This window comes from Embleya sp. NPDC001921 (assembly GCF_053594475.1).
Genome location: NZ_JBSFEO010000045.1, coordinates 43268 through 67761, shown reverse-complemented (window position 1 = coordinate 67761; position 24494 = coordinate 43268). Strand labels below are relative to the sequence as shown.

Sequence of the window (24494 nt, the reverse complement as noted above, 5' to 3'; positions counted from 1 at the left end):
GGCGGTGCGGCCGGGCGGGCGTACGGTCGGCCGTCTCGTGCGCTTCACCCGACCGAAGGGCTGAGCGCGTCCGTCGCGGGTGTCGCGTCTTCGGCCGATGCCGATGCCGATGCCGACGCCGATGCCGATGTCGGCGCCGTCGCCGTCGCCGTGATCGTGGCCAGTTCGGCGAGGGCCCGGGCGTCCGGGCTGTGCTCGGGGGCGCAGAAGATGTGGATTTCGAGGCCGGTCTCGCCGGACGGGACGGGTACCCGCAACGTCTCGTAGTCCAGGTGCATCAGGCCGATCCGCGGGTGTCGCACCTGCTTGCGGCCCGCCGAGCACATCAGCACCTTGCCGGTCGCCCAGATCCGCCGGAAGTCGGCGCTGTGCGCGGACAGTTCGGCGATCAGCTCGGCCAGTTCCGGGTCGCCCGGGTAGAGCCCGGCGGCGACTCGGAGCTGGCCCACCGCGTCCCCCGCCCGCTCCTCCCACTCGGGGAAGACGACTCGGGAGCCGGGGTCGAGAAAGAAGTACCGGGCGTTGTTCGGATCCCGGCGGCCCGGGTCGGCCAGGCCGCCGACCAGTTCGGCGCCCAGGTCGTTCCAGGCCACCACGTCGAGGCGATGGTTCGTCACGAAGGCCGGCAACCGGGCCATCGAGTCCAGGACCTGTTGCAGCAGCGGGCTGACCCGGGTCGCGGGTGCGGGATCGCGCCTGGCGGAGGTCAGTGTGGTGAGGTGCCGGCGCTCGGCCGGGTCGAGGCCGAGCGCCCTGGCGAGCGCGTCCAGCACCTCGGGGGAGGGCTGGGTGGCCTGACCCTGTTCGAGCCGGACGTAGTAGTCCACGCTGATCCCGGCGAGCTGGGCCAACTCCTCGCGACGCAGCCCGCGTACCCGCCGCCGACCGCCGCCGACGAGTCCGACGTTCTCCGGGGCGATCCGCTCACGGCGAGCACGCAGGAAGCCGCCGAGCGCGCGCCGGGTGTCGCCGACACCGTCGACGCCCCCCGAGGTGCGGTTTTCGATGTCGCCGGTGCGCTCGGTGCGCTCGGTGCGGTTCACGCCGTTCATGTGGTCCAGTATGCGTGGCCCTCGCGGCACCCGGGCGGTGCGTGCGTGTCCCGGCACACCGGCATCGCGGCCCGTCCCGCGCCTGTGCGTTCGGCCCGCTCCCGTTCCTGGTCTTCGCAATACCAGGAACGGCATTCCGCCGGTTGAACCGGGTACTGGCTGCCCCGCCACGTCCGGGAGAGCGTTGCGCCATGACCGAAACCACGTCGCAGTCGCAGCAGCCCGGCCGGCTCATCCGGACCGAGGAGCCGAAGAAGATCCTCGTCGTCAGCGCCCACCCGGAACCCCGGTCGCTCAACGCCGCCTTGGCCGCCTTCGCGGTCGAGGAACTGCGCGCCGCGGGCCACGAGGTACGGGTGTCCGACCTCTACGCGATGAAGTGGAAGGCGAGTGTGGACGCCGAGGACTTCCCGAGCCGGGACCCGGAACAGCGGTTCGCAGTGATGGCAGACTCGGAGCAGGCCACGCTGGCGGGGCTGTTGGCGGCGGACATCGCCGCCGAGCAGGAGAAGGTGCGCTGGTCGGACGCGGTGATCCTGCAGTTCCCGATGTGGTGGTTCTCGGTGCCCGCGATCATGAAGGGCTGGATCGACCGGGTGTTCACCGCCGGATTCGGCTACGGCCCGGCGGTCCCGCCGCCGTACAGCGAAGGCACGCTGGCCGGGCGGCGCGCGTTGGTGTCGGTGACGGCCGGTGCCCGGGAGTCGGCGTTCTCCGACCGGGGTATCCACGGGCGGTTGGCGGATCTGCTGTACCCGGTGCAGCACGGCCTGTTCTGGTTCGCCGGCATGGCGCCGCTGGAACCGTTCGCGATATTCGGCGCGAACGACGTGTCGGAGGAGCGGTTCGAGGCGGCGAAGCTGGAGTACGCGCGGCGCCTCGACGGGCTCTTCACCGACGAGCCGGTGGCGTTCCGGTCGCTGGTCGGCGGCGACTACGACCAAGACATGCGGCTGCTGCCGGGTGTCGAGGCGGCGGGGACGACCGGAACGGATCTGCACGTGCGGCCCGCGTGACCCGGACGGCGACCGATGCGGCCGGATGAGTGCGATCCGGAAAGTCGGTTGGTCGGTGCCGAGTGCTCGGGATATCGTCGAGGGATGTACTTCCTTCAGTTCTACGGCTGACACCGGCGAGGGCCGTGCCCTCGATCGGCCCGCACCGGGTGGCGCTCGCATCGTGCGCCGACGCCCGGGTGGTCGGGCTGCCGTGTCCACCCGCCGTAGATCCGAAACGAGAACTCTCATGTCACGTCGCCGTGCGCACATCGCGATGATCGGCATCCCCGCCGTCAGCCATGTCCTGCCCAGCCTCGAAGTCATCCGCGAACTGGCCGATCGCGGGCACCGCGTCAGCTACGCCAACGACCCCGCCGTCGCCGAACTGATCGCGCCGACCGGCGCCGAGTTCGTGCCGTACCGCTCCACACTGCCGGTCGTCGACAACGACTGGCCGGCCGACGCGATCGCCGCGATGGGTGTGTTCCTGGACGACGCGATCCAGGCGCTGCCGCAACTGCGCGCGGCGTACGACCACGATCCGGCGGACCTGTACCTCTACGACATCGGCGCGTACGCCGCCCGCGCGTTGGCCGAGCGTCAGGGCCGGCCGCTGGTGCAACTGTCGCCGACGTACGTGGCCTGGCGCGGGTACGAGGACGAAGTACTGCCCGGAATGAAGCAGTTGCCGGGCGCGGACGCGTATTGGGCGCGCTTCGCGGCCTGGCTGGCGGACTCCGGTGCGACCACCACGGACGTGGACGCGTTCGGGGGACGGCCGCGCCGGGTGGTGGCCACCGTCGCGCGCGCGATGCAGCCGAACGCGGAACTCGTGGACCCGGACGTGGTCGACTTCGTCGGCCCGTGCCCGGGTCGCCGCGAGGACCAGGGGGAGTGGACCCGCCCGGTCGGCGCGGAGCGGGTGCTGCTGATCTCGCTGGGCTCGGCCTTCACCCGGCAGCGGGAGTTCTATCGACGGTGTCTCGCGGCCTTCGGCGACCTGCCGGGGTGGCACGTGGTGCTCCAGATCGGCCGGCACACCGACCCGGCGGACCTCGGCGCAATCCCGGCCAACGTGGAACTGCACTCCTGGGTGCCGCAGTTGGCCATCCTGCGGCAGGCCGACGCGTTCGTCACGCACGCGGGGATGGGTGGCAGCGGCGAAGGACTGATCACCGGTGTGCCGATGATCGCCGTACCGCAGGGCGTCGACCAGTTCGGCAACGCGGATCGGCTGGTCGAACTGGGCGTGGCCCGCCGCCTGGACACCGAGGACGCCACGCCGGAAGCCCTGCGCGAAGCGCTCCTCGCGCTGACCTCGGACCCGGAGGTGGCCGCGCGCTCGGCCGCACTGCGGGCCGATGCCCTCGCGGAGGGCGGTACCCGCCGTGCGGCCGACCTGATCGAGGCCGAACTGGGCTGAATCCGGGTGGCCGGCCGGGCTCAACCTGCTCGGCCGGCCGCCTTGGCCAGGTCCTCCATGGTGAGCTTGATCAGGTCCGCGCCGTACGCCATCGCCTGCCGCATCGGCTCCACGACACCGTCGGGAAGCACGTCGCGGGTCCAACTGAAGACGCAGCGGCCCTCGGCCGTCGGCCGCACCCGCATGGTCGCCCGGTCGTGGGTGGGCGTGACACTGCCGCCGATCACCGCGTAGGTGAAGCTGCGCTCCCGGGCATCGATCCCGATCAGGCGCTCGCGGGCGGTCATGCCGTTGGCGAAGGTGACGAATCGTGTGCCCGGCTCCTCGAGCCGACTGTCCACGACGAACCCCGGAGCCATCCGCACGGGCCCCGACTCGAACTCGCCGATGATCGCCCAGACGTCATCGGCGTCGGCTTCGACGGTGCGCTCTTCTTGGATGCGCGTCATGGCAGTCCTCCGGTCCGGATCGAAACTTCAAAGGCGCGATACACGCCCACTCCGAGCCTGCCGTCCATCCGCCCCCGGGTCTTGAACATCCTTGCGCGGGGCGCGGGTCAACGCGGGTCGCGGGTGGGGGCGGGGTGACCGCGGGGGCTGCGTGGGGCGTGGACCAAGGTGGCGCGAGCGTGGTGTCCGGTACCCGTTCGGGCGAGGTGCGTGGAGGGGGCTGGTGCGGGGAGTGGTGTCGGGGGGCGGGCGTAGCGTGGAGGTGTGTTGTCCGTCGTTGATGTCGTCGATCGGCCCGCGTTCGTGGTGAGTGCGGTGCGGTGCCGGAGTGACCATCGGGACTGGACGTCGCCCGAGGAGCGTGACGACCACCGGATCGTGCTTGTGCGCAGTGGTCGATTTCGGCGTTGGGTCGACGGTGTCGACGTCGACCTGGATCCGACCGTCGGTTATGTCGGCGTCCCGAAGCAGGAGGAGCGGTTCGCGCACCCCGCCGGTGGCGACGTGTGTACGTCCGTGCGGGTCGCGCCGGAACTGTGGGCGGATGCGGCGGGCGAGCCGGGTCGCCGCCCCGCGTGCTCGGCGCTGTATGTCGACGCGGCGCTCGACCTCGCGCACCGGCGGTGCTTGTCGGCCGCCGAGGACAGCAATGTCGACTACGCGCTGGCCGAACAGGTGCTGACCCTGATTCGGCACGCGGTCGACCGGGCGGCGGCGCGACCGCTTCCGGTCGCGTCGGCGCCCGACGATCGGCGACTGGTCGCGGCGGCGCGCGAGGCGATCACGACCGGCGACGCCGCCTCCGGCGCCTTGTTCTCGCTGGCCGAGTCGATCGGGGTGTCACCGTTCCGGCTGAGTCGGGTGTTCTCCCGGGAGATGGGCGTCTCGATCACCCGGTACCGGAACCGGGTTCGGCTCGGCTCGGTGCTGGATCGGCTGGAGGCCGGCGAGGTCGGCCTGGCCGTGCTCGCCGTCGACCTCGGTTTCGCCGACCAGGCGCACCTTTCCCGGACCGTGCGGAAGGAGCTCGGTTACACCCCCACCGCGCTCCGGCGATTGCTCGCTCCGGTGCCGCCGCCCGAAGTGCCAAGAGCGTGCCAAGCGCCCGAAGCGCCCCGGGCGTCGGCTTGAGCCGTGCTCGGGGCGTTTCGGGTCGGGAGGCGTCGGAGCGGGCGTGCGTCAGCCCTTGAGCGCGAGCGCGACCGTGTCCGCGAGCGGCGTGGTCGGGCGACCGAGCAGGCCGGACAGGTCGCCGGTGATGCCGGCGAGCGCGCCGTCGGCGATCTGGATGTCGGCGTCCACGATCAGCTCGACGAGGAACGGCGGGAGGCCGACGCCGTTGAGTATCTCGGTGTACTGCTCGGCCGGCAGGTTCGCGTACGCGATCTCCTTGCCGCTCTGCTTCGCCGTCTCGGCGGCCAGGTCGGCCAGGCTCCAGTTGTTGTCGCCGGTGAGCTCGTACACCTTCCCGGCCTGGTCGTCGCTCCGCAGCACGACGGCCGCGGCCTCGGCGAAGTCGGCACGCGAGGCGGACGCGATCCGGCCCTCGCCGGCGGAGCCCGCGACCGCGCCGCGCTCGACGGCGCCGGCCAGCGAGCCGGTGTAGTTCTCGGTGTACCAGCCGTTGCGCAGCAGCACGGTGGGCAGGCCGGTGGCCGCGATCCGCGCCTCGGTGTCGCGGTGCACCCGGGACAGGCCCAGCGGGCTGTCGCTCGCGGCGTAGATGGAGGTGTAGATCAACTGTCCGACCCGCGCCTCGACGGCGGCGGCGACCACGGCGGTGTGCTGGGCGATCCGGTCCGCCTCGGGACCGTTGGAGGACACGAACAGCAGCTTGTCCGCGCCGGTGAAGGCCGGAACCAGCGTCTCGGGCCGTTCGTAGTCCGCCTCGCGCACCTCGACCCCGCGGGCGGCGAGGTCGGCGGCCTTGGCCGGCGTACGTACCGCGGCGACGATCTCCGCGGCGGGTGTGCCGCGCTCCAGCAGGGCGTCGATGACGAGGCGGCCGAACTGCCCGGTGGCTCCGGTGACGACGATCATGGCGAGCTTCCTCTCTTCCGCGCCGAACCCGTCGTCCGGCCGCTGTCCAAACGATTGCACTAACTTTTCGAAAGCGCAAGCGTTGGGATAGTGCAGCTCTTTCGAAAGTGCTGACTCGGAGGTAGCCTCAATGCATGCAGACGCAGCCGCAGACGCACACGACGAAGGGGGCAGCGATGGAGACCGAGACCGAGACCGGGCCGGACCCGACCCCGGAGTTCGAGTTCGACGTGTTCGCGAAGGCGTGCGTCTCGCGTGCGGCCATGGAGCACATCACCGGCCGCTGGGGTGTGCTGGTCCTGGGCGGGCTGTACGACGGCCCGATGCGGTTCAACGCGCTGCGCCGCAGGGTCGACGGGGTCAGCGAGAAGATGCTGGCGCAGACCTTGCAGGCGCTGGAGCGGGACGGCTTCGTGCTTCGCGAGGTGCACAGCGCGATCCCGCCCCGGGTGGAGTACACGCTCACCGAACTGGGCGCCGCGACGGCCGCCAAGCTGCTCGACCTGATCAAGCACCTGGAAGGCCACATGGAGCAGGTGCTGATCGCGCGCGAGGAGTACGACCGCACGCACGCCTGAGCGCCCCGCGCCCGGCCGCCGGCCGCGGAGACGACCGAGGGGTCGGGAGCACGAGGGTCACGCTCGTGCTCCCGACCCCTCGGTCGGTCCGGCCCGTTCGGGACCGACTCAGATGCTCCAGACCCCCGCGCCCAGCATCGACTTGATCTCGCCGGCGAGGCCGCCCTCGGGGTTGACCCGGAAGTCCAGGTTGTAGCGGGTGCGCATGCGCGCGCTCTCCAGGATCAGGTGCACCGGGTTGTCCCCGGGGTGTGAGGAGAGCACCCGCTTGATGTCCTTCACCAGCTTCTCGTTGACCTTGGTGGTGGGCAGTCGCAGGCACACCGGGGCCTTGCCGCCGTGTTCGGCCGAGCCGATGTCGAGCGGGACCAGTTCGGAGCCGAACACGCTCAGCGCGCCGTCGCGTTCGTTGAGCCGGCCCTTGATGCTGACCGCGACGTCCTCCTCCAGCGCGTGCGCGACCAGCGTGTACGACTGCGGGAAGAACAGCACCTCGATCTCGCCGTCGTGGTCGGCGAGGTTGATCATCGCCCACGGCGAACCGCTCTTGTTGACCTTGCGCTGGATGCCGGTGATCAGGCCCGCCAACTGCACCTGGCCCTCGGTCCGGCCGGAGTTCTTCAGCTCGGTGATCGAGGTGTCGCGGTGTCGGGACAGGATGTGCTCGGCGCCGTCGAGCGGGTGCGCGGAGACGTACAGGCCGAGCATCTCGCGCTCGGTGGCCAGCTTGAGCTTGCGCGGCCACTCCTGGTCGGTGAGTGTGAAGTCGAGCCCGACGGCCGGTTGTTCGGCGGCCTCGTCGCCGCCACCGAACAGGTCGTACTGACCCGCCGCCTCCTGCTTCTTCAGGCCCACCACCGCGTCCAGGGCCTGTTCGTGGACGTCCACCAGGGCCCGGCGGGTGTGCCCGAGCGCGTCGAACGACCCGGCCTTGACCAGCGATTCCACCGCGCGCTTGTTGCACGCGGGCAGGCCGATCTTGGTCAGGAAGTCGGCGAAGGAGTTGAACTTCCCCTTGCTCGTGCGCGCCTCGACGATGTCGTTGATGACGTTGTCGCCGACGTTGCGGATCGCCCGCAGGCCGAATCGCACGTCGGAGCCGACGGCGGTGAAGTCGGCCACGGACTCGTTGACGTCCGGCGAGAGCACCCGGATGCCGGCCGACCTGGCGTCGGCCAGGTACATGCCCATCTTGTCCTTTTCATCGCCCACCGAGGTGAGCAGCGCGGCCATGTACTCGGCGGGGAAGTTCGCCTTGAGATAGGCCGTCTGGTACGACACCAGGCCGTACGCCGCCGAGTGCGACTTGTTGAACGCGTAGCCGGCGAACGGGACCAGCACGTCCCACACCGCCTGGATCGCCTCGTCGCCGTAGCCGCGTTCGCGGCAACCCGCCTGGAACGGGATGAACTCCTTCTCCAGGACTTCCTTCTTCTTCTTGCCCATCGCCCGGCGCAGCAGGTCGGCCTGGCCCAGGCTGTAGCCGGCCAGCACCTGTGCGGCACGCTGCACCTGCTCCTGATACACGATCAGACCGTAGGTGGGGCCCAGGACTTCGTTGAGCGGCTTCTCCAACTCCGGGTGGATGGGCGTGATCTCCTGCTGCCCGTTCTTGCGGAGCGCGTAGTTGATGTGCGAGTTCATGCCCATCGGGCCGGGCCGGTACAGCGCGGAGACGGCGGAGATGTCCTCGAACTCGGTCGGCTTCATCAGCTTGAGCAGCGCGCGCATGGGGCCGCCATCGAGCTGGAACACGCCCAACGTGTCGCCCCGGGAGAGCAGTTCGAACGTGGTCGGGTCGTCGAGCGGGATCTTCTCGATGTCGACGTCGACACCCCGGTTGGCCTTGATGATCTTGATGGCGTGATCGATGATGCCCAGGTTCCGCAGACCCAGGAAGTCCATCTTGACCAGACCCATCGACTCACACGACGGGTAGTCGAAGCCGGTGATGATCACGCCGTCCTTGTCCCGCCGGTGCAGCGGGATCAGGTCGATCAGCGGGGTCGAGGACAGGATGACCGCGGCGGCGTGCACACCGGTGCCGCGGGTCAGGCCCTCGATGCCGCGCGCGGTGTCGATCACCATCTTCACTTCGGGGTCGGACTCGTACAGCGCGCGGATCTCGCCGGCCTCGGTGTAGCGCGCGTGGTCCTTGTCGAACATGCCCGCCAGCGGCATCGACTTGCCCATGATGTCCGGCGGGTACGCCTTGGTGATGCGGTCGCCGGTGGCGAACGGGAAGCCCAGGATCCGGCTGGAGTCCTTGATCGCGGCCTTGGCCTTGATCGTGCCGAAGGTGTTGACCTGTGCGGTGTAGGCGGAGCCGTACTTCTCGGTGACGTAGCGCACCATCTGGTCGCGCTGACGGTCGTCGAAGTCGATGTCGACGTCCGGCGGGTTGATCCGCTCGGGGTTGAGGAAGCGCTCGAACAGCAGGTCGTAGTCGAGCGGGTTCAGGCCGGTGATGCCGGTCAGGTAGGCCACCATCGAACCGGCCGCCGAACCGCGGCCGGGGCCGACGGGGATGCCGTTGTCCCGGGCGTACTGGCAGATGTCGGCGACCACGAGGAAGTAGGAGTCGAAGCCCATGGGCGTGATCACGCCCATCTCCAACTCGATCCGGTCCAGCACCTCCTGGCTCGGGTCGTCGCCGAACCGGTGCTTGAGGCCCGCGGCGATCTTCTTGCGCAGGTACGTCGCCTGCGTCTCGCCCTCCGGCACGTCGAACTGCGGCATCCGGTTGACCTCGGCGAACACCTCGTCGTAGGGCAGGATGCGCTCGGCGATCGCGAGGGTGTTGTCGCAGGACTCGGGCACCTCGGCGAACAGGCGGCGCATCTCGTCGGAGGTCTTGATGTAGTAGCCGGTGCCGGCGAACTTGAACCGGTTCGGGTCGGCCTTGTTCTTGCCCACGCCCACACACAGCAGCGAGTCGTGCGCGTCGGCCTGGTCCTCGGTGACGTAGTGCGAGTCGTTGGTGGCCAGGAGCGGGATGCTCAGCTCCTTGGCGATCCGCAGCAGGTCCTGACGCACCGTGCGCTCGATGTCGAGGCCGTGGTCCATCAGTTCCAGGAAGTAGTTCTCCTTGCCGAAGATGTCCTGGTACGCCGAGGCCGCCTTGATCGCCTCGTCGTACTGGCCCAGGCGCAACCGGGTCTGCACCTCGCCGGACGGGCAGCCGGTGGTGGCGATGATGCCCTCGTGGTGCTGCGCGATCAGTTCGCGGTCCATCCGGGGCTTCATGTAATAGCCCTCGATGGACGCCAGGCTGGAGAGCCGGAACAGGTTGCGCAGGCCCTGGGCGTTCTCCGCCCACATCGTCATGTGGGTGTACCGGCCGCCACCGGAGACGTCCTTGCCGCCCTCGCCGTCCTCGCTCGGGGCGCGCTTGCCGCCGGGCGCCCAGAACTCGGGGCGGCGGGCGTGTCGGGTGCTGGGGGCGACGTACGCCTCGATGCCGATGATCGGCTTGACGCCGTGCTTCTTGGACGTGCCCTGGAACTCGTAGGCGCCGAACATGTTGCCGTGGTCGCTCATGGCCACCGCCGGCATGCCCTGGCGGGCCACCTCGGCGAACAGCTTGTCGTTCTTCGCCGCTCCGTCCAGCATCGAGTACTCGGTGTGGACATGCAGGTGAACGAACGAGTCAGACACGGTGTGTGAGGCTCCTCGAAGGGGGCGGCGGGGACCATCCACCATAACGCGGCGGAGGCCGGCAACCGGGTGTCCGAGGCGGGTGTCCACGCCTGTCGGCGAAGGCTTTTCCGAGTCGTTTCCGACCCGTATCCGAGTGGCCCCGGAGTGGCCCGCGAAGTGCTCTGTGTGGGGGTTCGGCGGGTTTTGGTGGGGGTTTGGCGCGGGGCTTGACGGGGGGTTTGGCGCGGGGGGTCAGCGGGCGTCGGCGGGCGCCTCGGCGGGAGCGTGGGGGTGCGTGTGCGCGGGCGCCTCGGGGTGCGTGTGAGGGTGCGGATGGGTGTGCGCCCGGGCGGCTTCGGCGGCGGCGTGTGCGGCGGCTTCGCGGCGGCGCAGCGGGGGCAGCGTGGGCGGTGGTTGGCGGCGCTCGGGGAGCTCGGCGAGCAGCACCTTCGTGGCCTCGGCGATCGCGGCGACGGCGCGCTCGACGGCCTCCTCGGTACGGGACGACGTGGTCTGCACGCCGCCTACCTTGCGGACGTATTGACGGGCGGCGGCTTCGATCTCCACGTCGGTGGCGGCGGGGTCGAGTCCGCGGAGCGTCGTGATGTTTCGGCACATACCTTTCAGGCTAGGCGGGGCGGCTGACACGCACGCGGCGCTGCCGTCGCCAGTGGGCGGGGGTTGACCTGGGCCGGCCTGCTTGTTCTCGGGCGTCGGACGGGCTGGGGTGGGTTGCGGCCTGCTTGTTCTCGGGCGCCGGACGGGCCGGGTTGGGGTGCGGCCCGCCTTTTCTCGGGCGTCGGATGGGTTGAGTCGGGGTGCCGCGCGCCTTGTTTTCGGGGGGTGGGTGGGGTTCGGGTGCGTGTTCGGCGCAGTGGCCGTTGCCTTGGGGGGTTTTGGGCGTTGGGACTTGTGTCGGTCGGGTGTGAGGAGGAGGGCGCATGGGTGCGGTCGGTGCGGGACCCGGGCGGTTGTTGGTTTCGTCGGGGACGCGCGACCACCGCTACGACCCGGCGACCGCCTGGCGGGTGTACCAGGGCGAGGACGGCAGCCTCACGGTCAGCACGGACGCGTGGCAGGAGGAGTCGCACACGCTGATGGCGATCCGCACCGACTGGTACGCCGACGCCGCGGCGGCCTCCGCGGCGGGCGGGATGCCGCCGGACGTGGCCGGCCGGGTCACTCGCGCGCTGGGCACCGAGCCGGTCCCGCCACCGCCGTACCGCGACTTCGCCGAGGCGTTTCGCGCGGGCGTGACGCCGTCCCACCCGGAGCCGGTCGCCGGCTTGGAGCTGGCCGTGCGGCACCGGCCCGCGCAGGACGAGTTCGGCGTGGGCGGCGACTGGTACGACGTGTTCACCCTCGACGACGGCCAGGTCGCACTGGTGGTCGGCGACGTCCAGGGCCACGGCGCGGGCACGGCGCCGATCATGGCCAGGATCCGCACCCTGCTGCACGCGTACGCGGTGGTCACCCCGGACCCCGGCCGGACGCTCGCCCTGGTGAACGACTTCCTGGACCGGTTCCCCGGCCCGGCCCACGCCACCTGCACGCTGGCCTACCTGGACCCGGCCACCGGCAGCCTCCGGGTCGCGCGTGCCGCGCACCCGCCGCTGCTGCTCGCGGATCCGGCCGGCACGCCGCGGATCGAGGACGTCGAGGGCGGGCTGCCGCTGGGCATGCTGGCCGATCAGGGCTATCCGTGCACGACGCTGACCGTGACCCCGGGGGAGACCCTGGTGCTGGTCACCGACGGGCTCGTCGAGGGTCCGCAGTTGTCGTTGGACCGGGGCATGGAACGGCTCGCGCACCGCTTCGAGCGCAGCCGGGGCCTGGATCTGGAGGCGACCGCGGAGCGCCTGTTCGGGCTTGCCGACCTGACCGGTCATCGGGACGACGTGACCTTGTTGTTGGCGCGTACCAAGGCGGGTTGAACGCGCCCCATTTCGCCCGTCGAAACGATCTTGCCCTAAAAGCGCGGCAACGATTGTCGACGGCCCTTCGATTTCGGGCCGGGCGGTGTTTTCCGGCGCGTTCATCGGGGTGCTTCCGCGCGGTCGAAGCAGGGGTGTCGCGGGCCACAAAGGGCCGTTCCGCTGGATCTTCGGCCTTTGCCGCGAGAGGATCTGACTATGCGTCAGCTCGATGTCCCGGGCGGCGCCTGACATCTGACGTGACGTTAGCCACGTGTAAACAAAGTTCCGGCCGACGCTCGCATACTGTCCCGTACGCAGACCTCATACAGGCGTACGCAGCGCTGGTTGAACCAGGCGATTTTGGGAGGCTCCACGTGGAGTTCGGCATCTTCCTGAACGGGTACACCCCCGGTCCGGCCGCTCACGATCGCGCGAGCGAGCACCTCGTGCTCATGCGCGAGATGGAATTGGCCATCAAGGCCGACAAGCACAACTGGAAGTACGCCTGGTTCGGCGAGCACCACGGTCTGGTCGAGTACAGCCACATGTCGGCCCCCGAGGTCGTCATCGGCTACGTCGCGGCGAAGACCGAGCGGATCCACCTGGCGACCGGCATCAACAGCCTGTCGCCGCGCAAGGAGCACCCGGTCCGCTACGCGGAGCGCGCCGCGATGATGGACCACATCACCGAGGGCCGCTTCGAGTGGGGCACCGGTCGTGGCGCGGGCAGCCACGAGATGGCCTCGTTCAACATCATGGACAAGAACTCGACGAAGACCGAGTGGGACGAGGTCGTTCGCGAGATCCCCCGGATGTGGGCGCAGACCGACTACACGTTCGAGGGCGACCACTTCACCGTGCCGACCCCGCACGACATCCACCCGAAGCCGTACGGCGAATCGCACCCGCCGATCTGGGTGGCCTGCGGCAACCCGGCCACCTTCGGCAAGGCCGGCTCGATGGGCATCGGCGCGATCGCGTTCAACTTCGAACCGGTCCACAACCTCAAGGGCCGCATCGAGGCCTACAAGGAAGCCGCCGAGAACCCGGTCGAGATCATCGGCGACTACCAGAACAACAACGTGATGATGACGAACGCCGTCATCTGTCTGTCCGACCGCAAGCGCGCCCGCGAGATCGCGCTCAGCAAGGGTCGCGGTTACCTGGTCACCCTGGTGAACCTGTACCACGACACCATGCCGAAGTCGGCGGACGCGATCACCTGGCCGTCGCCCACGTTCGACCTCTCGGCCGGCGGCGACGAGCTGCTCGACGAGCTGATCAAGGGCGGCTACATGCTCGTCGGCACCCCCGACGAGGTGTGCGAGCAGGTCGAGGCGTACCAGAACGTGGGCTGTGACCAGCTCGTCTTCGGTATCAACGACGGCATGACGCACGAGGAGAACCTCGAGATGATCGAGCTCTTCGGCGACAAGGTCATCCCCGCGTTCGACAAGGACCCGGAGCACTCGACCACCAAGTACCGCCGCACCGCGGTGCCCAAGTTCGGTCGCTTCCAGGGCGCGGGCCCGGACCCCGACCTCAAGGTCGAGGTGCTCCCGACGAGCGCGGTCCTGCCGCTCCCGTACCCCTCGGCGTAACGCGGGCAGCACGCGGGCGGAACCAGGCGACACGCACCAGGCCATCGGGGCATCCCGGTGGCCTCGTGCGTTTCGGCGCCGGGTCGCCACGTGCCGCGGCGCGCGGGCGGGTCAGTGCGCCGGTGGGTCCACCGGGCGGGTTGGCGCGGTGTGCGGTTCGAGCTCCTCGGGCGCATCGTCGTCGGGACGCCCGTCCGGGTCATGCCCGGCACGGCGCCGCCTGCGGCGGTTGCGGGCGGCGAGGACGCGGCGGACGATCTCGACCAGCGCGGCGATCACCGCGGCGGTGGCCAGGCCCACGGCGATGCCCTTGATCGGGCTGTCCTTGAACGCGGTCCCGCCCCAGAAACCCAGCATCACGCCGTAGATCGCCCAGGTCAGGCCCGCGATCGCGGTGAACATCCGAAACCGCGCGAGCGGATACTCGACCATGCCGGCCACCAGCGAGATCGCGGTCCGACCGCCGGGGATGTACCGGCCGACCACGATCATCGCGCCGCCGCGTTCGGCCAACCAGCGCTCCGCCTGCTTCCGGGCCCGTTTGCCGCGCTCGCCGTTGAGCATGTGCCGGTTCGCGAACGGCTCGGCCCACCGGCCGATCGCGTAGGTGATGTTGTCGCCGAGGAAGGCGCCGATCGCGCCGGCCAGTATGAGCAGGAAGAGGTTGGGCGACCAGCCCGTGACGGTGGCGAACACACCGCACGTGATCAGCGCGCTCTCGCTGGGCAGGATCGGCAACATCGCGTCCAGGAGCGCGGTGAGGAAGACGACCAGGTAGGCCCACGGCGAACCCGCGAAGGACATGATCGGGTCGAACCACGCGTCCACGCGCACTCCCTCCTCGTTGTCAGGTGGCGGTCCGCGACCGACTCGGCCGATGCCTCGCTCGATCGTTCGGCCCGGCCGTCTGTTCGGCGGCTACCCGTCGAGCCCGGAAACAAGGCACCGTGCGCCGATCGGTCGAACGTCTGTCAGGCTTGATCCCTTCGGCTCGGCCCCTCGATCGACGCGGGTCGTGCGACGCGAAGCATTCGAAGCAGACGAACAACGCGAGGGACGTGGCATGGACGCCGTTCATCAAGGCCTGGACGCCGTGCGGGCGGAGCTGGTCGGCCTCGATCGCCCCGTGGTGCGCCTGTTGGAGCCGGGTCTGCCGGCCGAGGCGGTCCGTACCCGGGTGGGCGCCGAGGTGCCCGCCGAACTGGTCTCCTGGTTCGGCTGGGCGGACGGCACCCGCGAGGAGCCGGACCAGTTGGTGGACGAAGCGTCGTTCATACCGGGCTACGTGCTGGTCAGCCTGGCCGAGGCGCTGGAGTTTCGCGACGAGGTCGAGATGGACCAGCCGGAGGGCGTGCAGTGGCTGCCGCTGCTGGTGTCGCCGGCCGCCGACTTCTACGCGGCGGTCTGGGACGGTGCGGACGTCCAGGTGGCGAGCTACGTGCAGGGCGCGGACGAGCCGATGGTGTACGCGTCGATCCCGCTGATGTTGCGCACGGTCACCGAGAGTTTCCGGACCGGGGCCTTCGAGGTGGACGAGGAGGGCTACTTCGACATGCACCCCGAGCTGTGCGACCGGGTCTATGAGGCCCTGAACGGCTGATGCGTGGCACGCGGATGAGGTAATTCTCGTCACGCCACGGCGCACGTACGGGCGCGTACGTCGCTGGGCTACCTTGTCCGCGTGTCTATACCCCGCCGCCGGACCGTCGCGCTTGGCCTGGTTCCGCTGCTGATCGCCGGTCTGGCCTCGTGCGGACTGCTGTCCGACTCCGACTCCGACGACTCGTCGGGCAAGGCGAAGAACGCCTCGGACGCCGATCCCGTGGTCGGCAGGCCCGACGCCTCGGCGGCTCCGGGCACGGGCTCCGCGCCGCCGCCGGCCTCGGCCGCGCCCGGGACGGAGATCACCGTCGCGCTCGCGGGCGACGTGCACTTCTTCGAGCGCACCCAGTCGCGCCTGAACGCCGGCACCGAGGGCGCGCTCGGCCCGATCGGCAAGACGCTCGCGGAAGCCGACCTGGCGATGGTCAACCTGGAGAGCGCGATCACCGAGCGGGGCACGCCGGAGAACAAGACGTACCACTTCCGGGCCCCGGCCAAGGTGCTGACCGAGCTCCAGTCGACCGGCATAGACGTGGTCAGCATGGCCAACAACCACGCCGTGGACTACGGCAAGGTCGGCCTGGAGGACTCGATCGCCGCGGTGCGGAACCCGCCGATCGGCGTGGTCGGCATCGGCAAGGACGCCGAGCAGGCGTATCGCCCGTTCATCAAGAACGTGAAGGGCGTCAAGGTCGCGTTCCTGGCCGCGAGCCAGGTGCAGGACATCACCAACCAGCTCTACCAGGCGGGCAACACCAAGCCCGGGATAGCCACCGCGTTGCAGACCGACCGCCTGGTGCGCGCGGTGCGGGAGGCCAAGGCGCGGGCGGACGTGGTGATCGTGTACATGCACTGGGGCATCGAGGGTGACAAGTGCCCGAGCGCGGACCAGAAGAGCGTGACGCGCAAGCTCGCGGACGCGGGCGCGGCGGCGGTGCTGGGCACGCACGCGCACGTGATGCAGGGTGCGGGCTGGCTGGGTGCCACGTATGTGGGCTACGGCTACGGCAACTTCCTGTGGTACGGCACGTCGCCGTACCCGAACTCGAACGACACCGGCGTGGCGACCCTGACCATCAAGGACGGCAAGGTCGTCGGCGAGAAGTTCACCCCGGCCTCGATAGACCAGCGCGGCGTGCCGATGCCGGTGACCGGTGCCGAGTCCAGGCGCATCCTGGACCGCCGGGAGACGCTGCGGCCGTGCACGGGGTTGACCGCGGCGCCGAAGAAGTAGCGCGGTACTCGGGGGGCCGCGGGCGGGCGGCGGCGCGTACGGAGGACGTCGTCCCGGACGGCGTGCGGGATCCGTCATCGGGCCACGGCTTCAGTGCGCGGGGTCGCCGAACTCGGCCCACCAGGCTTCGAACGGCACGGCCTCGGCGAGCGCGACATCACGGAGGCGGCAGAACTCCCCGGACCAGTCGAGCGGCAACACGTCGGCTCCGAGGAAGGCTCCGTCCTCGTCGTACTTCATGACGGCGGTGGTCGTCGAGTCGAAGAGCCAGAAGTCCGGGACTCCTTCGAGGGGATTCGCGCGTTCGGTGACGTCGAGGATGAAGAACTCCTCGCCGGCCGTCATGTTCTCGCGGTATCCCCAGCCCAGTTCGAAGCGCAGATAGGGGGTGAGCGGGCGAGCGAGCACGTGCACTCGATACACGCGGCGGCCTGCCGCCGTGTGCGTGCGAAGTTTCGTGAGCCAAGGGGCGTTGTAGTCGGCGGGCTGTGGTTTTCCGGCGAGGAACGCTTGGTAGGCGTCGATGTTGCCGGACCGGCCGTAGTCGTCGAGGGTCTCCAACCGGAACGCGTCGGTGTCGAACGAGTCGAAGAGCTCCGCGAATCCGCTGTGCGGGTCGGGCATCGTGCGCCTCCGGGGTTCGGGTGCTTTCGTGGTCCGCATTCTCGCCGCGACGGCCGCCTCGGCGAGCGAAAACGGCAAGGCGCGGTCCTGCTCATAGCGTCCAGGACAGGGCTTCGACACCCCGCCCGGTCGGAAACGCCCCGGAGGTGGGACCGGGGACCCGGGCTTCCTGGGAGCCGTCGGCGGACACGGTCCAGCCGAACGCCTCCACACTCGGTCGACCGGCCGCGCACCAGCGGGCCCACGCCGCTTCGATCTCGTTCCACAGGTGGCGCGGTCCGTGTCGGCGCACGGCGAAGGCGTCGAGTCGCCGGCCGTCGTAGTCGACGCTCGCCCACGAGGTGCCGGCCTCGTCGCCCACCCACAGGCGGGTGTGCACGCCCTCCACGTCCGGGTCGTCGTCCCAGTGCTGCCAGACGCCGGGCACCATCAGGCCGATCGCGAACTCGGCGACGGGGTCGCCGCCGGCCACGTCCCAGGGTGACAGCGCGGTGCGGCTCGACGCGGGCTCCTGACCCGGGAGGACGACCTGGCGGATGTCGGTGATGCGGGAGCGGTGTCCGCGCAGGTGCATGAACGCTCCGCCCGCGCGGAAGCGGCCGTGAACTCGGCCCAGGTCGTCGACGGTGGCCACGAGGGTGCCGTTGGCGGTCCAGGCGGTCGCCCACGGCGTGACGATCACGGCTCCCGGCCGGCACTGCCGAACCCAGGCCGGCGGGAGGTGGGTCACCGCCGCGCCCGACAGGATCCGGTCGTAGGGGGCGCCGGTGGCCCAGCCGTCGGCATCGTCTCCCCAGACGACGGTGGGATGCCACCCGAGCGCGGCCAGGCGGGTGCGCGCGGCGCGGGCCAGGGCCGCGTCCACTTCGACGGTCACCACATTGCGCTCGCCGAGGTGATACGCCGGCAGTCCGGCGATCCAACCGGTCCCGGTGCCGATCTCCAGGACGCGGTGTCCTTGGGCGACGTCGAGAGCCGGCAGATGCGCCGCCACGATCGAGGGCTGCGACGCCGAGGAGGACGGCCACTGTGGCCCGCCCGGTCTCGGTGCGCCACCGTCGCACACCTGCACGACCACCGGCTCGTTCGCGTACGTGGCCGACCACCAGCGGCCGGGATCCCGCTCGCGCTCGCAGCACTCGTGCCGATCGCCGTCCGGCCGACGCAGCCACACCACTTGGGGCAGGAACGCGTGGCGCGGGATGCCCACGAAGGCGTCCCGCCATCCTTGGGGCAACTCACCGACCGACTCCTCGATCAGGCGGAGCAGACCCAGTCGGGCCTCCTTCGAGCCTTCGGCGCCCACGGACACCCGCCTCACCGCCCCTTCGGCGTGCCGGGACGAGCGGGCTTGTCCGGTGGAATGGGCGGCGGAACCGGCTTCTGCGGCTTGTGCCCGTCATCCGTCGCGGGGTCGCGGTGCTTTCCCATGGGGATCCCTTTCGTGTCCGAGATTCCCATCAAGTTAGCGGTGACGGCGGGGTCTCATCGGCCAATTTCCCGTTCTCTCAAGAACTCGTCTCGAATTCCCTCCAGAGTCGAGCGCATGGCTTCGCCGAAAAGGGCTTTCTCGGCGAAGCCATCGAACTTTCGTATATACAAGTCGACGTCGCGCGGATCGGTGACGACTATTTTTGCGTGCGCGGTTTCGAGCGTCACCATGCGATCGTCTCGAATCACGAACGAGTGATTGGCGATGTCGTCTTGGTCGGTGTTCATGGGGACGATGCGAATGTCTACATTCGAAAGCCGTGACACGGAAACCATACGGTCGATCTGACCGGCCATCTGCGGTGTAGAAATGATCCGCCACCGAAGGACGGGCTCCGTGATGACGAAGCGCAGCGATTTCGTGGTGTCGTAGAGGACGCTTTGTCGCTCCAGGCGCCCGGAAATCGTCCGGGCCAGGACATCGTCGCCGAGCCCGTGGCGTGCGAGGATCGCGCGAACGTATTCGGGCGTCTGGAGCAGCCCGGGGACCAGCGCGGGCTGAAAAAGCCTGAGCAGGGACATCTGTGCGTCGAGCGCCTGGAGTGCCTTCTGGCCCTTGTGTGCCCCGGCGCGCTCGAGATGACGCCAGGCGGTCGTCTCGGTGGCCGCCTCTCGGGCCGCTTCCATGTATTCGTGCCTGGCGTCCGCCGATACCCCGATGGCACTGAGGATGCGTTCGACGTCCGTCGCGCTGGGTGCCAGTTTGGCGGTTTCGATCTTGCTCAGCTTGCTTTGGGACATGAGAGCGCCGCGGGCGACGACCTTGGGCTCCTTGCCGGATGCCTGCCGTACCGCCCGCAGCGCCGCACCGAGCTGCCCCTTGTTCACTTGCCGTACTCGGCCCACCAGGTGGAGAAAGGAACGGCGTGCGCGAGGGCGGTGTCGCGATGTGCCACGAACTCGGGCGCCCGATGCCGAGGCAGCACATCCGCACCGCTGAACCCGCCCGCGTCGTCGTAGTTCATGACAGCGGCGACCTCGGCGTCGAAGAGCCAGAAGTCCGGGACTTGGGGCAGTGGATTCGGACGATCCGTGACGTCGAGGATGAAGAACTCTTCGCCGGCGGTCATGTTCGTGTGATAGCCCCAGCCGAGTTCGTATGTCAGATACGTGGAGAGGGGCCGGGAAACGATATGCACGCGATAGACGCGCTTTCCGGCCTCGGTGTGTGTTCGCAAGGTCGAAAGCCAGGGGGCATTGTAATCCTCGGGCCTGGGCTCTCCCGCCAGATAGGTTTGGTAGCCCTTGATGTTGCCGGACCGGCTGTAGTCGTCAAGCGTTTCGAGGCGAAAGGCTTCGCGAGCGAATGTGTCGAAGAGTTCACGATATGTTCTAGACGAGACGGTCACGAATGGCCCTCCGAATCAGGTCCATCGGGATCTCGACCAAGGCTTCATGGGTGGGGATGGTCAGCCCATGATCCATCGGCGTGGCGCCCTGCACGAGCAGGGTGTCCCGGTCCGTGGCGTAAAGGGTCGGGCAGTCGTCGAATTCGCACGTGCTTACGAGTTTGGTGACCTTTACGGGCATGGGCCGACCCTTCGTCGAAGTCTCGTGTCGTCCCACCCGATGCTCGCGGCACGGCGAAGGGAGGGTCAAGCCTTTCCGATTGAGACAACGGGAAATCGGGAGAACGTTCGTGATCACAGTGCGGCTCGGGGCCGGGCCCGGCGCTCGGCGTGGCGTCGGGCGGGGGTCACGCCGAGAGGTATTCCGCGAAGGGGATGGACAGGGCCAGGGCCGATGCCTTCGATCGGCGGTATCGGTCGAAGTCCGGTGCTTCGAGCAGGACTCGGGCCACTTGGGCGCCGTGCGCGTCGTAGCGCATCTCGACGATTTTCGAGTCGTCGAGCATCCAGAAGTCCGAAGGCAACGACGGGATGCTTCGGTGAACGGTCGTGTCCAGGATCCTGACTTCTTCGCCGGCCGCGACGTTGTAGTGGTAAGCAGCGAACTCGTAGCGGAGGTAGTCGGACAAGGGAGGCGTGACAACGTGCACCCGGGTGACCCGGCGTCCGCCGGCCCGGTAGTGGGCGAGCTTCGTCAGCCACGGGTCGTCCTCGGGGAGGTCGAGGCGTCCGGTCGCCAGGAAGTCGGCGTATTCCTGTTGCTCGCCGAGCACGGAATAGGTGGGCGGGGTCTCGAGCCGGAAAGCCTCGCGTTCGAACGAGTCGAAGAACGAGGTCCAGCCCTCACCGTCCAAGTGCGGCACGTGTGGCCTCCCGGGGTGTTGCCGCCGGTGGGGACACGATGGTCTCGCCCGCCGGCGGCTCGTGGTGTCAGGTGCCGGCCAGGGCGGCCAAGGGGGTGCCGGTGAGGCGGTAGCCGAGCCATTCGCGTTCCGGGGTGGCGCCCAGGGAGTCGTAGAAGGCGATGCTTGGGGTGTTCCAGTCGAGGACGGCCCATTGGAGGCGGGCGTAGCCGCGGGTGGTGCAGATTTCGGCCAGGTGCTTGAGGAGGGCCTTGCCGTGGCCCGTGCCGCGGGCCTCGGGGCGGACGTACAGGTCTTCGAGGTAGATGCCGTGTACGCCCTCCCACGTGGAGAAGCTCAGGAACCACAGGGCGAAGCCGACCACCTCGCCGCTTTCCTCGTCCTCGGCGACGTGTGCGAAGGCCGCCGGATTGGGGCCGAAGAGGGCCGTGTGGAGTTGGACCTCCGTGGACTTGACCTCGTGCAGCAGCTTCTCGTAGTCGGCGAGTTCGCGGACGAGGGTGTGGATGGCGGGGACGTCTGCTGCGGTGGCTTCGCGGATCATGGTTCGAAGCTATCGCGACCCCGCCGGTCGGCTCGGGGGATTTTCCGCCCGCGCTATGCCGTGGGTGCCACGTACATGTAGGACTTCTCCTCGCTGCGCGAGGAGATCCGCCACTCGCCGGCCACGCGCGTGAACGTGTCGATGTACCACAGGCCGCAGAACATCACCGGGCCCGGCGTCTGGTCGTCCTCGCCCTTGAAGACCATCGGGTTGTGACACATCGTGCGGCCCGTGGCGGTGTCGCCGTCGACGGTGATCGACGAGTTCGATATGAGGTGCTGGTAGGCGCCGAACCCCGGCATCACCGAGGCCAGAAACTCCTTCGTCTCCTTCAGGCCGCCCTTGGAGCCGCCCATCGCCGAGTAGTCGATCAGGGCGTCGGCGGTGAAGACCGCGTCCAGGGCGTCCCAGTCGCCGGTGTCCACGGCGTGCGAGTAACGGACCATCAGGTCCTGGATCTCCATCCGGTCCGAGATCTCCTGAAGCGTCAGCATGTGCGTGCCCACCCTCTCCGGCCCTGCGGCGTCGTTCCGTGATCACGGGTCGATCCGAGGAGCCAACTTGACACGAACAAGCACATGGCGAAAGGGGCGCCGCCTCGGCGGGACGGTGAAAAGTCCGGTCCTGGGGTTAGTACGAAGAATGCTCGGGGGACCGGCCCCGCTATCGGCATCCGGGCCGTCGCCGGCGGCAGCCGCCGAACCCGAGGGAGACATCGTGGGCAGGACGACGCGGCGACGGGTCACGGTCGCGCTGACGGCCGCTGTGATCGCGCTCGGCGGGCTGTGCGCGTGCAGCGCCGACGACGGGTCGAAGAAGGACTCGTCCAAGGACGGCGGCAACGTCGCCTCGAGCTCGGCCGCGCCGAACAACCCGCTCGCGAACGACCTCCAGGCGCGGTACCAGCAGGTCGTACGCGACGTGCTGCCCTCGGTGGTCCAGATCACCACGCAGACCGGACTCGGCTCGGGCGTCGTCTACGACGACAAGGGCAACATCGTCACGAACGCCCACGTGGTCGGCCAGGCCACCACGTTCGAGGTCACCCTCCCGAACGCGAGCAAGCCGGTCACCGCCAAGCTGGTCGCCGCGTTCGCCCCCGACGACCTCGCGGTGATCCGCCTGGACAACCCGCCCGGCGACCTCAAGCCCGCCAGGTTCGCCGACTCCGCCAAGCTCCAGGTCGGCCAGATCACCATGGCCATGGGCAACCCGCTCGGCCTGGACTCCAGCGTCACCGAGGGCATCGTCTCGGCCGTCGGCCGCACCATCAGCGAACCGCAGAACGCCGGCGCCACCGGTGCGACCATCTCCAGCGCGATCCAGACCTCGGCGGCGATCAACCCGGGCAACAGCGGCGGTGCGCTGGTCGATCTGGACGGCCAGGTGATCGGCATCCCGACCCTGGCCGCGACCGACCCGGAGTCCAACGGCGGCACCGCGCCCGGTATCGGCTTCGCGATCCCGGCGAACACGGTCAAGTCGATCGCCGACCAGATCATCCGCAACGGCAAGGTCGACAACTCCGGCAAGGCCGCGTTGGGCATCACCGTGCGCACCGTGGCCGGCGCCAACGGGCGGGCCGCCGGCGTCGGCGTGGTCTCCGTCCAGGAGGGCGGCGCCGCCCAGGCGGCGGGCATCCGGCAGGGCGACGTGATCACCTCGATCGACGACCAGCCGATCACCGACGTCGCGAGCCTGTCCGAGGTAGTGGGCGGCAAACAACCGGGCGACAAGGTCACGGTGAGCCTGACCCGCGCCGGCGGCGGCAGTACGGCCACGGTGGAAGCGACCCTGGGCGAACTCAAGAGCTGAGCGAACGGCGTCCCGACCCGAACCGCCGCCGACCCGAACCGCCGCCGACGCGAACGGCTGCCGACTCGAACGGCCTCACGGCCCGAACCGCCGGCGACCCGAACCGCCTCCCGAATCGGACACACCGCCGACCCCGACACGCCCCCCGACCCGATCCACCATCCCTCGACGCCAGGGACGATCTACGCGATACCGTCCCGCTCATGACGATCCCCCAGCCTCCACGCGGGCCCGGGTCGCCGTACGGGGAGCAACCATCCGTCGACGGTGACCCGCACCTGTCCTGGCACCAACCGCCCGTGACCGCAGCTCCCCTGATCCCGGATCAGGGCGCACAGCCGCCGCCGCCCGGCCCGCCCGCCGCGCACTTCGACCCGCCGCTGCCGCCGCTGCCGCCGGCGGCACCGGCGGCGAGCCCGACCGACTCCGGCGAACTCCCGCTCGCGTCACGGACCATGCGCCTGATCGCCCGCACCACGGACTATCTGCTCACCACCGCGCTGGTGCTGCCACTGTGGTTCCTGGCCTACCACTACCTCCAGACCAAGGCCACCGACCTGCCCACGAAGGTGGTCCGCGACGCGTTCCTGGACGTCGTGTTCGGTCGGGCCGGCGAGGCCCAACGCGCGCCGCTGGAGGCGGTGGACGGGCTGTGGGGCACCACCAAGACCCTGCTGCTCCTGCTGATCCTGGCGCACCTGCTGGTGCCCACCCTCTACGACTGGTTCATGCACGCCAGGTTCGGCCGCACGCTGGGCAAGATCATGGTGGGCGCGAAGGTGGTCCCGGTGGGCACGTCGGCGCGGGCGGTGCGCGGCCGGGTGCCGGTCGGCGGGTGGCGATCGGCCCGGCGCACCCTGGTGGCCGTGGTGGTGCCGTGGGCCGCGCTACTGCTCACCTGGTACGAGATCGCGCTGCGTCAGTGGAGCATGGCGGGTCTGTTCGCGCTGATCACCCTGATCGGCTTCCTGGATCCGCTGGCCGTGCTCGGCCCGCGCCGGCGCACGTGGCACGACCGGACCGCGGGCACCGTGGTGGTCAACGTCAAGCTGCTCGCCCGGGGTTGGTCGGCCACCCGCAACGCGTCGACGGCCATGGTCCAGGGCGCTCGGGGCGCGTCCGGCATGGTGGCCCAAGGTGCTCGGGGCGCGTCCGGCGCGGTGGTCCAGGGGGCTCGGGGCGCACGCGAGCGGTGGCAGTCGACCAGGTCCCGCTCCGAGGACCCGTCGTCCGGCCCCGGCGACTCGGGCCGACCCGGGGCGGGTTGAGGTCGTAC

General features: G+C 69.7%; 24 protein-coding genes. 10 read left to right on the top strand and 14 right to left on the bottom strand.

All coding sequences use genetic code 11. From position 1 onward, the window contains the following. Positions 1–44: 44 nt before the first annotated feature. Complete coding sequence (locus ACWCPW_RS39230) at positions 45–1052, bottom strand: helix-turn-helix transcriptional regulator (protein ID WP_449766377.1); 1008 nt, start codon at positions 1050–1052, stop codon at positions 45–47. 191 nt (positions 1053–1243) lie between these two features. Between ACWCPW_RS39230 and ACWCPW_RS39225 the strand changes: the two genes are divergently transcribed. Together ACWCPW_RS39225 and ACWCPW_RS39220 are read left to right on the top strand one after the other, a co-directional pair. Continuing rightward, positions 1244–2068 (top strand): NAD(P)H-dependent oxidoreductase, encoded by an 825-nt coding sequence (locus ACWCPW_RS39225; RefSeq protein ID WP_449766376.1) that lies wholly within the window; start codon positions 1244–1246, stop codon positions 2066–2068. Between the two features lie 229 nt (positions 2069–2297). Further along, positions 2298–3473, top strand: coding sequence for a macrolide family glycosyltransferase (locus ACWCPW_RS39220; protein ID WP_449766375.1), 1176 nt, complete (start codon positions 2298–2300; stop codon positions 3471–3473). Positions 3474–3493: 20 nt separating this feature from the next. Here ACWCPW_RS39220 and ACWCPW_RS39215 read toward each other — a convergent pair whose 3' ends face one another. Further along, positions 3494–3922: an SRPBCC family protein gene (locus ACWCPW_RS39215; RefSeq protein ID WP_449766374.1), complete on the bottom strand. Its 429-nt coding sequence runs from the start codon at positions 3920–3922 to the stop codon at positions 3494–3496. 264 nt (positions 3923–4186) lie between these two features. On the opposite strand from ACWCPW_RS39215, the gene ACWCPW_RS39210 reads away from it, so the two are divergent. After that, positions 4187–5053: a helix-turn-helix domain-containing protein gene (locus ACWCPW_RS39210; RefSeq protein ID WP_449766373.1), complete on the top strand. Its 867-nt coding sequence runs from the start codon at positions 4187–4189 to the stop codon at positions 5051–5053. 48 nt (positions 5054–5101) lie between these two features. Here the strand turns inward: ACWCPW_RS39210 and ACWCPW_RS39205 are convergent, their stop codons facing one another. Beyond that, positions 5102–5962 (bottom strand): SDR family oxidoreductase, encoded by an 861-nt coding sequence (locus ACWCPW_RS39205; RefSeq protein WP_449766372.1) that lies wholly within the window; start codon positions 5960–5962, stop codon positions 5102–5104. A 134-nt stretch (positions 5963–6096) separates the two neighbouring features. Between ACWCPW_RS39205 and ACWCPW_RS39200 the strand changes: the two genes are divergently transcribed. Further along, complete coding sequence (locus ACWCPW_RS39200; RefSeq protein WP_449766371.1) at positions 6097–6540, top strand: winged helix-turn-helix transcriptional regulator; 444 nt, start codon at positions 6097–6099, stop codon at positions 6538–6540. 108 nt (positions 6541–6648) lie between these two features. On the opposite strand, the gene dnaE is transcribed toward ACWCPW_RS39200, so the two are convergent. Together dnaE and ACWCPW_RS39190 are read right to left on the bottom strand one after the other, a co-directional pair. After that, on the bottom strand, positions 6649–10197 hold the full coding sequence (gene dnaE, locus ACWCPW_RS39195) for a DNA polymerase III subunit alpha (protein WP_449766370.1): 3549 nt from the start codon (positions 10195–10197) through the stop codon (positions 6649–6651). A 234-nt stretch (positions 10198–10431) separates the two neighbouring features. After that, positions 10432–10797, bottom strand: coding sequence for a DUF2277 domain-containing protein (locus ACWCPW_RS39190; protein ID WP_449766369.1), 366 nt, complete (start codon positions 10795–10797; stop codon positions 10432–10434). A gap of 323 nt (positions 10798–11120) precedes the next feature. On the opposite strand from ACWCPW_RS39190, the gene ACWCPW_RS39185 reads away from it, so the two are divergent. After that, a complete protein-coding gene (locus ACWCPW_RS39185) occupies positions 11121–12113 on the top strand; it encodes a PP2C family protein-serine/threonine phosphatase (RefSeq protein WP_449766368.1) in 993 nt (330 codons plus the stop codon). Between the two features lie 356 nt (positions 12114–12469). After that, on the top strand, positions 12470–13696 hold the full coding sequence (locus tag ACWCPW_RS39180) for an LLM class flavin-dependent oxidoreductase (protein WP_449766367.1): 1227 nt from the start codon (positions 12470–12472) through the stop codon (positions 13694–13696). A gap of 111 nt (positions 13697–13807) precedes the next feature. Here the strand turns inward: ACWCPW_RS39180 and ACWCPW_RS39175 are convergent, their stop codons facing one another. Further along, complete coding sequence (locus ACWCPW_RS39175) at positions 13808–14524, bottom strand: DedA family protein (RefSeq protein ID WP_449766366.1); 717 nt, start codon at positions 14522–14524, stop codon at positions 13808–13810. A 235-nt stretch (positions 14525–14759) separates the two neighbouring features. Here ACWCPW_RS39175 and ACWCPW_RS39170 point away from each other — a divergent pair, with 235 nt between their 5' ends. After that, positions 14760–15296, top strand: a complete 537-nt coding sequence (locus tag ACWCPW_RS39170) for a hypothetical protein (protein ID WP_449766365.1) — start codon at positions 14760–14762, stop codon at positions 15294–15296. A gap of 81 nt (positions 15297–15377) precedes the next feature. Then, a complete protein-coding gene (locus ACWCPW_RS39165) occupies positions 15378–16532 on the top strand; it encodes a CapA family protein (protein ID WP_449766364.1) in 1155 nt (384 codons plus the stop codon). Between the two features lie 90 nt (positions 16533–16622). Here ACWCPW_RS39165 and ACWCPW_RS39160 read toward each other — a convergent pair whose 3' ends face one another. The 8 genes from ACWCPW_RS39160 to ACWCPW_RS39125 form a co-directional block, all read right to left on the bottom strand. After that, complete coding sequence (locus ACWCPW_RS39160) at positions 16623–17156, bottom strand: DUF6879 family protein (RefSeq protein WP_449766363.1); 534 nt, start codon at positions 17154–17156, stop codon at positions 16623–16625. Positions 17157–17247: 91 nt separating this feature from the next. Beyond that, positions 17248–18462, bottom strand: coding sequence for a methyltransferase domain-containing protein (locus ACWCPW_RS39155; RefSeq protein ID WP_449766362.1), 1215 nt, complete (start codon positions 18460–18462; stop codon positions 17248–17250). 179 nt (positions 18463–18641) lie between these two features. Next, the gene (locus tag ACWCPW_RS39150) at positions 18642–19475 is read right to left on the bottom strand and encodes a helix-turn-helix domain-containing protein (RefSeq protein ID WP_449766361.1); all 834 of its coding nucleotides are present in this window, start codon (positions 19473–19475) and stop codon (positions 18642–18644) included. Further along, the gene (locus ACWCPW_RS39145) at positions 19472–19996 is read right to left on the bottom strand and encodes a DUF6879 family protein (RefSeq protein ID WP_449766360.1); all 525 of its coding nucleotides are present in this window, start codon (positions 19994–19996) and stop codon (positions 19472–19474) included. The genes ACWCPW_RS39150 and ACWCPW_RS39145 overlap by 4 nt, the downstream gene beginning before the upstream one ends. Further along, positions 19980–20177 (bottom strand): hypothetical protein, encoded by a 198-nt coding sequence (locus ACWCPW_RS39140; RefSeq protein WP_449766359.1) that lies wholly within the window; start codon positions 20175–20177, stop codon positions 19980–19982. The genes ACWCPW_RS39145 and ACWCPW_RS39140 overlap by 17 nt, the downstream gene beginning before the upstream one ends. A 166-nt stretch (positions 20178–20343) precedes the next feature. Then, a complete protein-coding gene (locus ACWCPW_RS39135) occupies positions 20344–20859 on the bottom strand; it encodes a DUF6879 family protein (protein ID WP_449766358.1) in 516 nt (171 codons plus the stop codon). A 67-nt stretch (positions 20860–20926) separates the two neighbouring features. Continuing rightward, a complete protein-coding gene (locus ACWCPW_RS39130) occupies positions 20927–21403 on the bottom strand; it encodes an N-acetyltransferase family protein (RefSeq protein WP_449766357.1) in 477 nt (158 codons plus the stop codon). Between the two features lie 53 nt (positions 21404–21456). Then, entirely contained in the window at positions 21457–21897 is a 441-nt protein-coding gene (locus ACWCPW_RS39125; RefSeq protein WP_449766356.1) for a nuclear transport factor 2 family protein, read from the bottom strand. Between the two features lie 223 nt (positions 21898–22120). On the opposite strand from ACWCPW_RS39125, the gene ACWCPW_RS39120 reads away from it, so the two are divergent. Both ACWCPW_RS39120 and ACWCPW_RS39115 read left to right on the top strand, forming a co-directional pair. Next, the gene (locus ACWCPW_RS39120) at positions 22121–23218 is read left to right on the top strand and encodes a S1C family serine protease (protein WP_449766355.1); all 1098 of its coding nucleotides are present in this window, start codon (positions 22121–22123) and stop codon (positions 23216–23218) included. Positions 23219–23517: 299 nt separating this feature from the next. Continuing rightward, positions 23518–24486: an RDD family protein gene (locus tag ACWCPW_RS39115; protein ID WP_449766354.1), complete on the top strand. Its 969-nt coding sequence runs from the start codon at positions 23518–23520 to the stop codon at positions 24484–24486. The last annotated feature ends 8 nt before the right edge of the window (positions 24487–24494 follow it).

What these genes read in the sequence shown, in the direction of transcription:
- ACWCPW_RS39230 (WP_449766377.1), bottom strand. Translation starts at nt 1,052, where the DNA reads ATGAACGGCGTGAACCGCACCGAGCGCACCGAGCGCACCGGCGACATC.
- ACWCPW_RS39225 (WP_449766376.1), top strand. Translation starts at nt 1,244, where the DNA reads ATGACCGAAACCACGTCGCAGTCGCAGCAGCCCGGCCGGCTCATCCGG.
- ACWCPW_RS39220 (WP_449766375.1), top strand. Translation starts at nt 2,298, where the DNA reads ATGTCACGTCGCCGTGCGCACATCGCGATGATCGGCATCCCCGCCGTC.
- ACWCPW_RS39215 (WP_449766374.1), bottom strand. Translation starts at nt 3,922, where the DNA reads ATGACGCGCATCCAAGAAGAGCGCACCGTCGAAGCCGACGCCGATGAC.
- ACWCPW_RS39205 (WP_449766372.1), bottom strand. Translation starts at nt 5,962, where the DNA reads ATGATCGTCGTCACCGGAGCCACCGGGCAGTTCGGCCGCCTCGTCATC.
- ACWCPW_RS39200 (WP_449766371.1), top strand. Translation starts at nt 6,097, where the DNA reads ATGCAGACGCAGCCGCAGACGCACACGACGAAGGGGGCAGCGATGGAG.
- ACWCPW_RS39190 (WP_449766369.1), bottom strand. Translation starts at nt 10,797, where the DNA reads ATGTGCCGAAACATCACGACGCTCCGCGGACTCGACCCCGCCGCCACC.
- ACWCPW_RS39185 (WP_449766368.1), top strand. Translation starts at nt 11,121, where the DNA reads ATGGGTGCGGTCGGTGCGGGACCCGGGCGGTTGTTGGTTTCGTCGGGG.
- ACWCPW_RS39170 (WP_449766365.1), top strand. Translation starts at nt 14,760, where the DNA reads ATGGACGCCGTTCATCAAGGCCTGGACGCCGTGCGGGCGGAGCTGGTC.
- ACWCPW_RS39160 (WP_449766363.1), bottom strand. Translation starts at nt 17,156, where the DNA reads ATGCCCGACCCGCACAGCGGATTCGCGGAGCTCTTCGACTCGTTCGAC.
- ACWCPW_RS39140 (WP_449766359.1), bottom strand. Translation starts at nt 20,177, where the DNA reads ATGCCCGTAAAGGTCACCAAACTCGTAAGCACGTGCGAATTCGACGAC.
- ACWCPW_RS39130 (WP_449766357.1), bottom strand. Translation starts at nt 21,403, where the DNA reads ATGATCCGCGAAGCCACCGCAGCAGACGTCCCCGCCATCCACACCCTC.
- ACWCPW_RS39125 (WP_449766356.1), bottom strand. Translation starts at nt 21,897, where the DNA reads ATGCTGACGCTTCAGGAGATCTCGGACCGGATGGAGATCCAGGACCTG.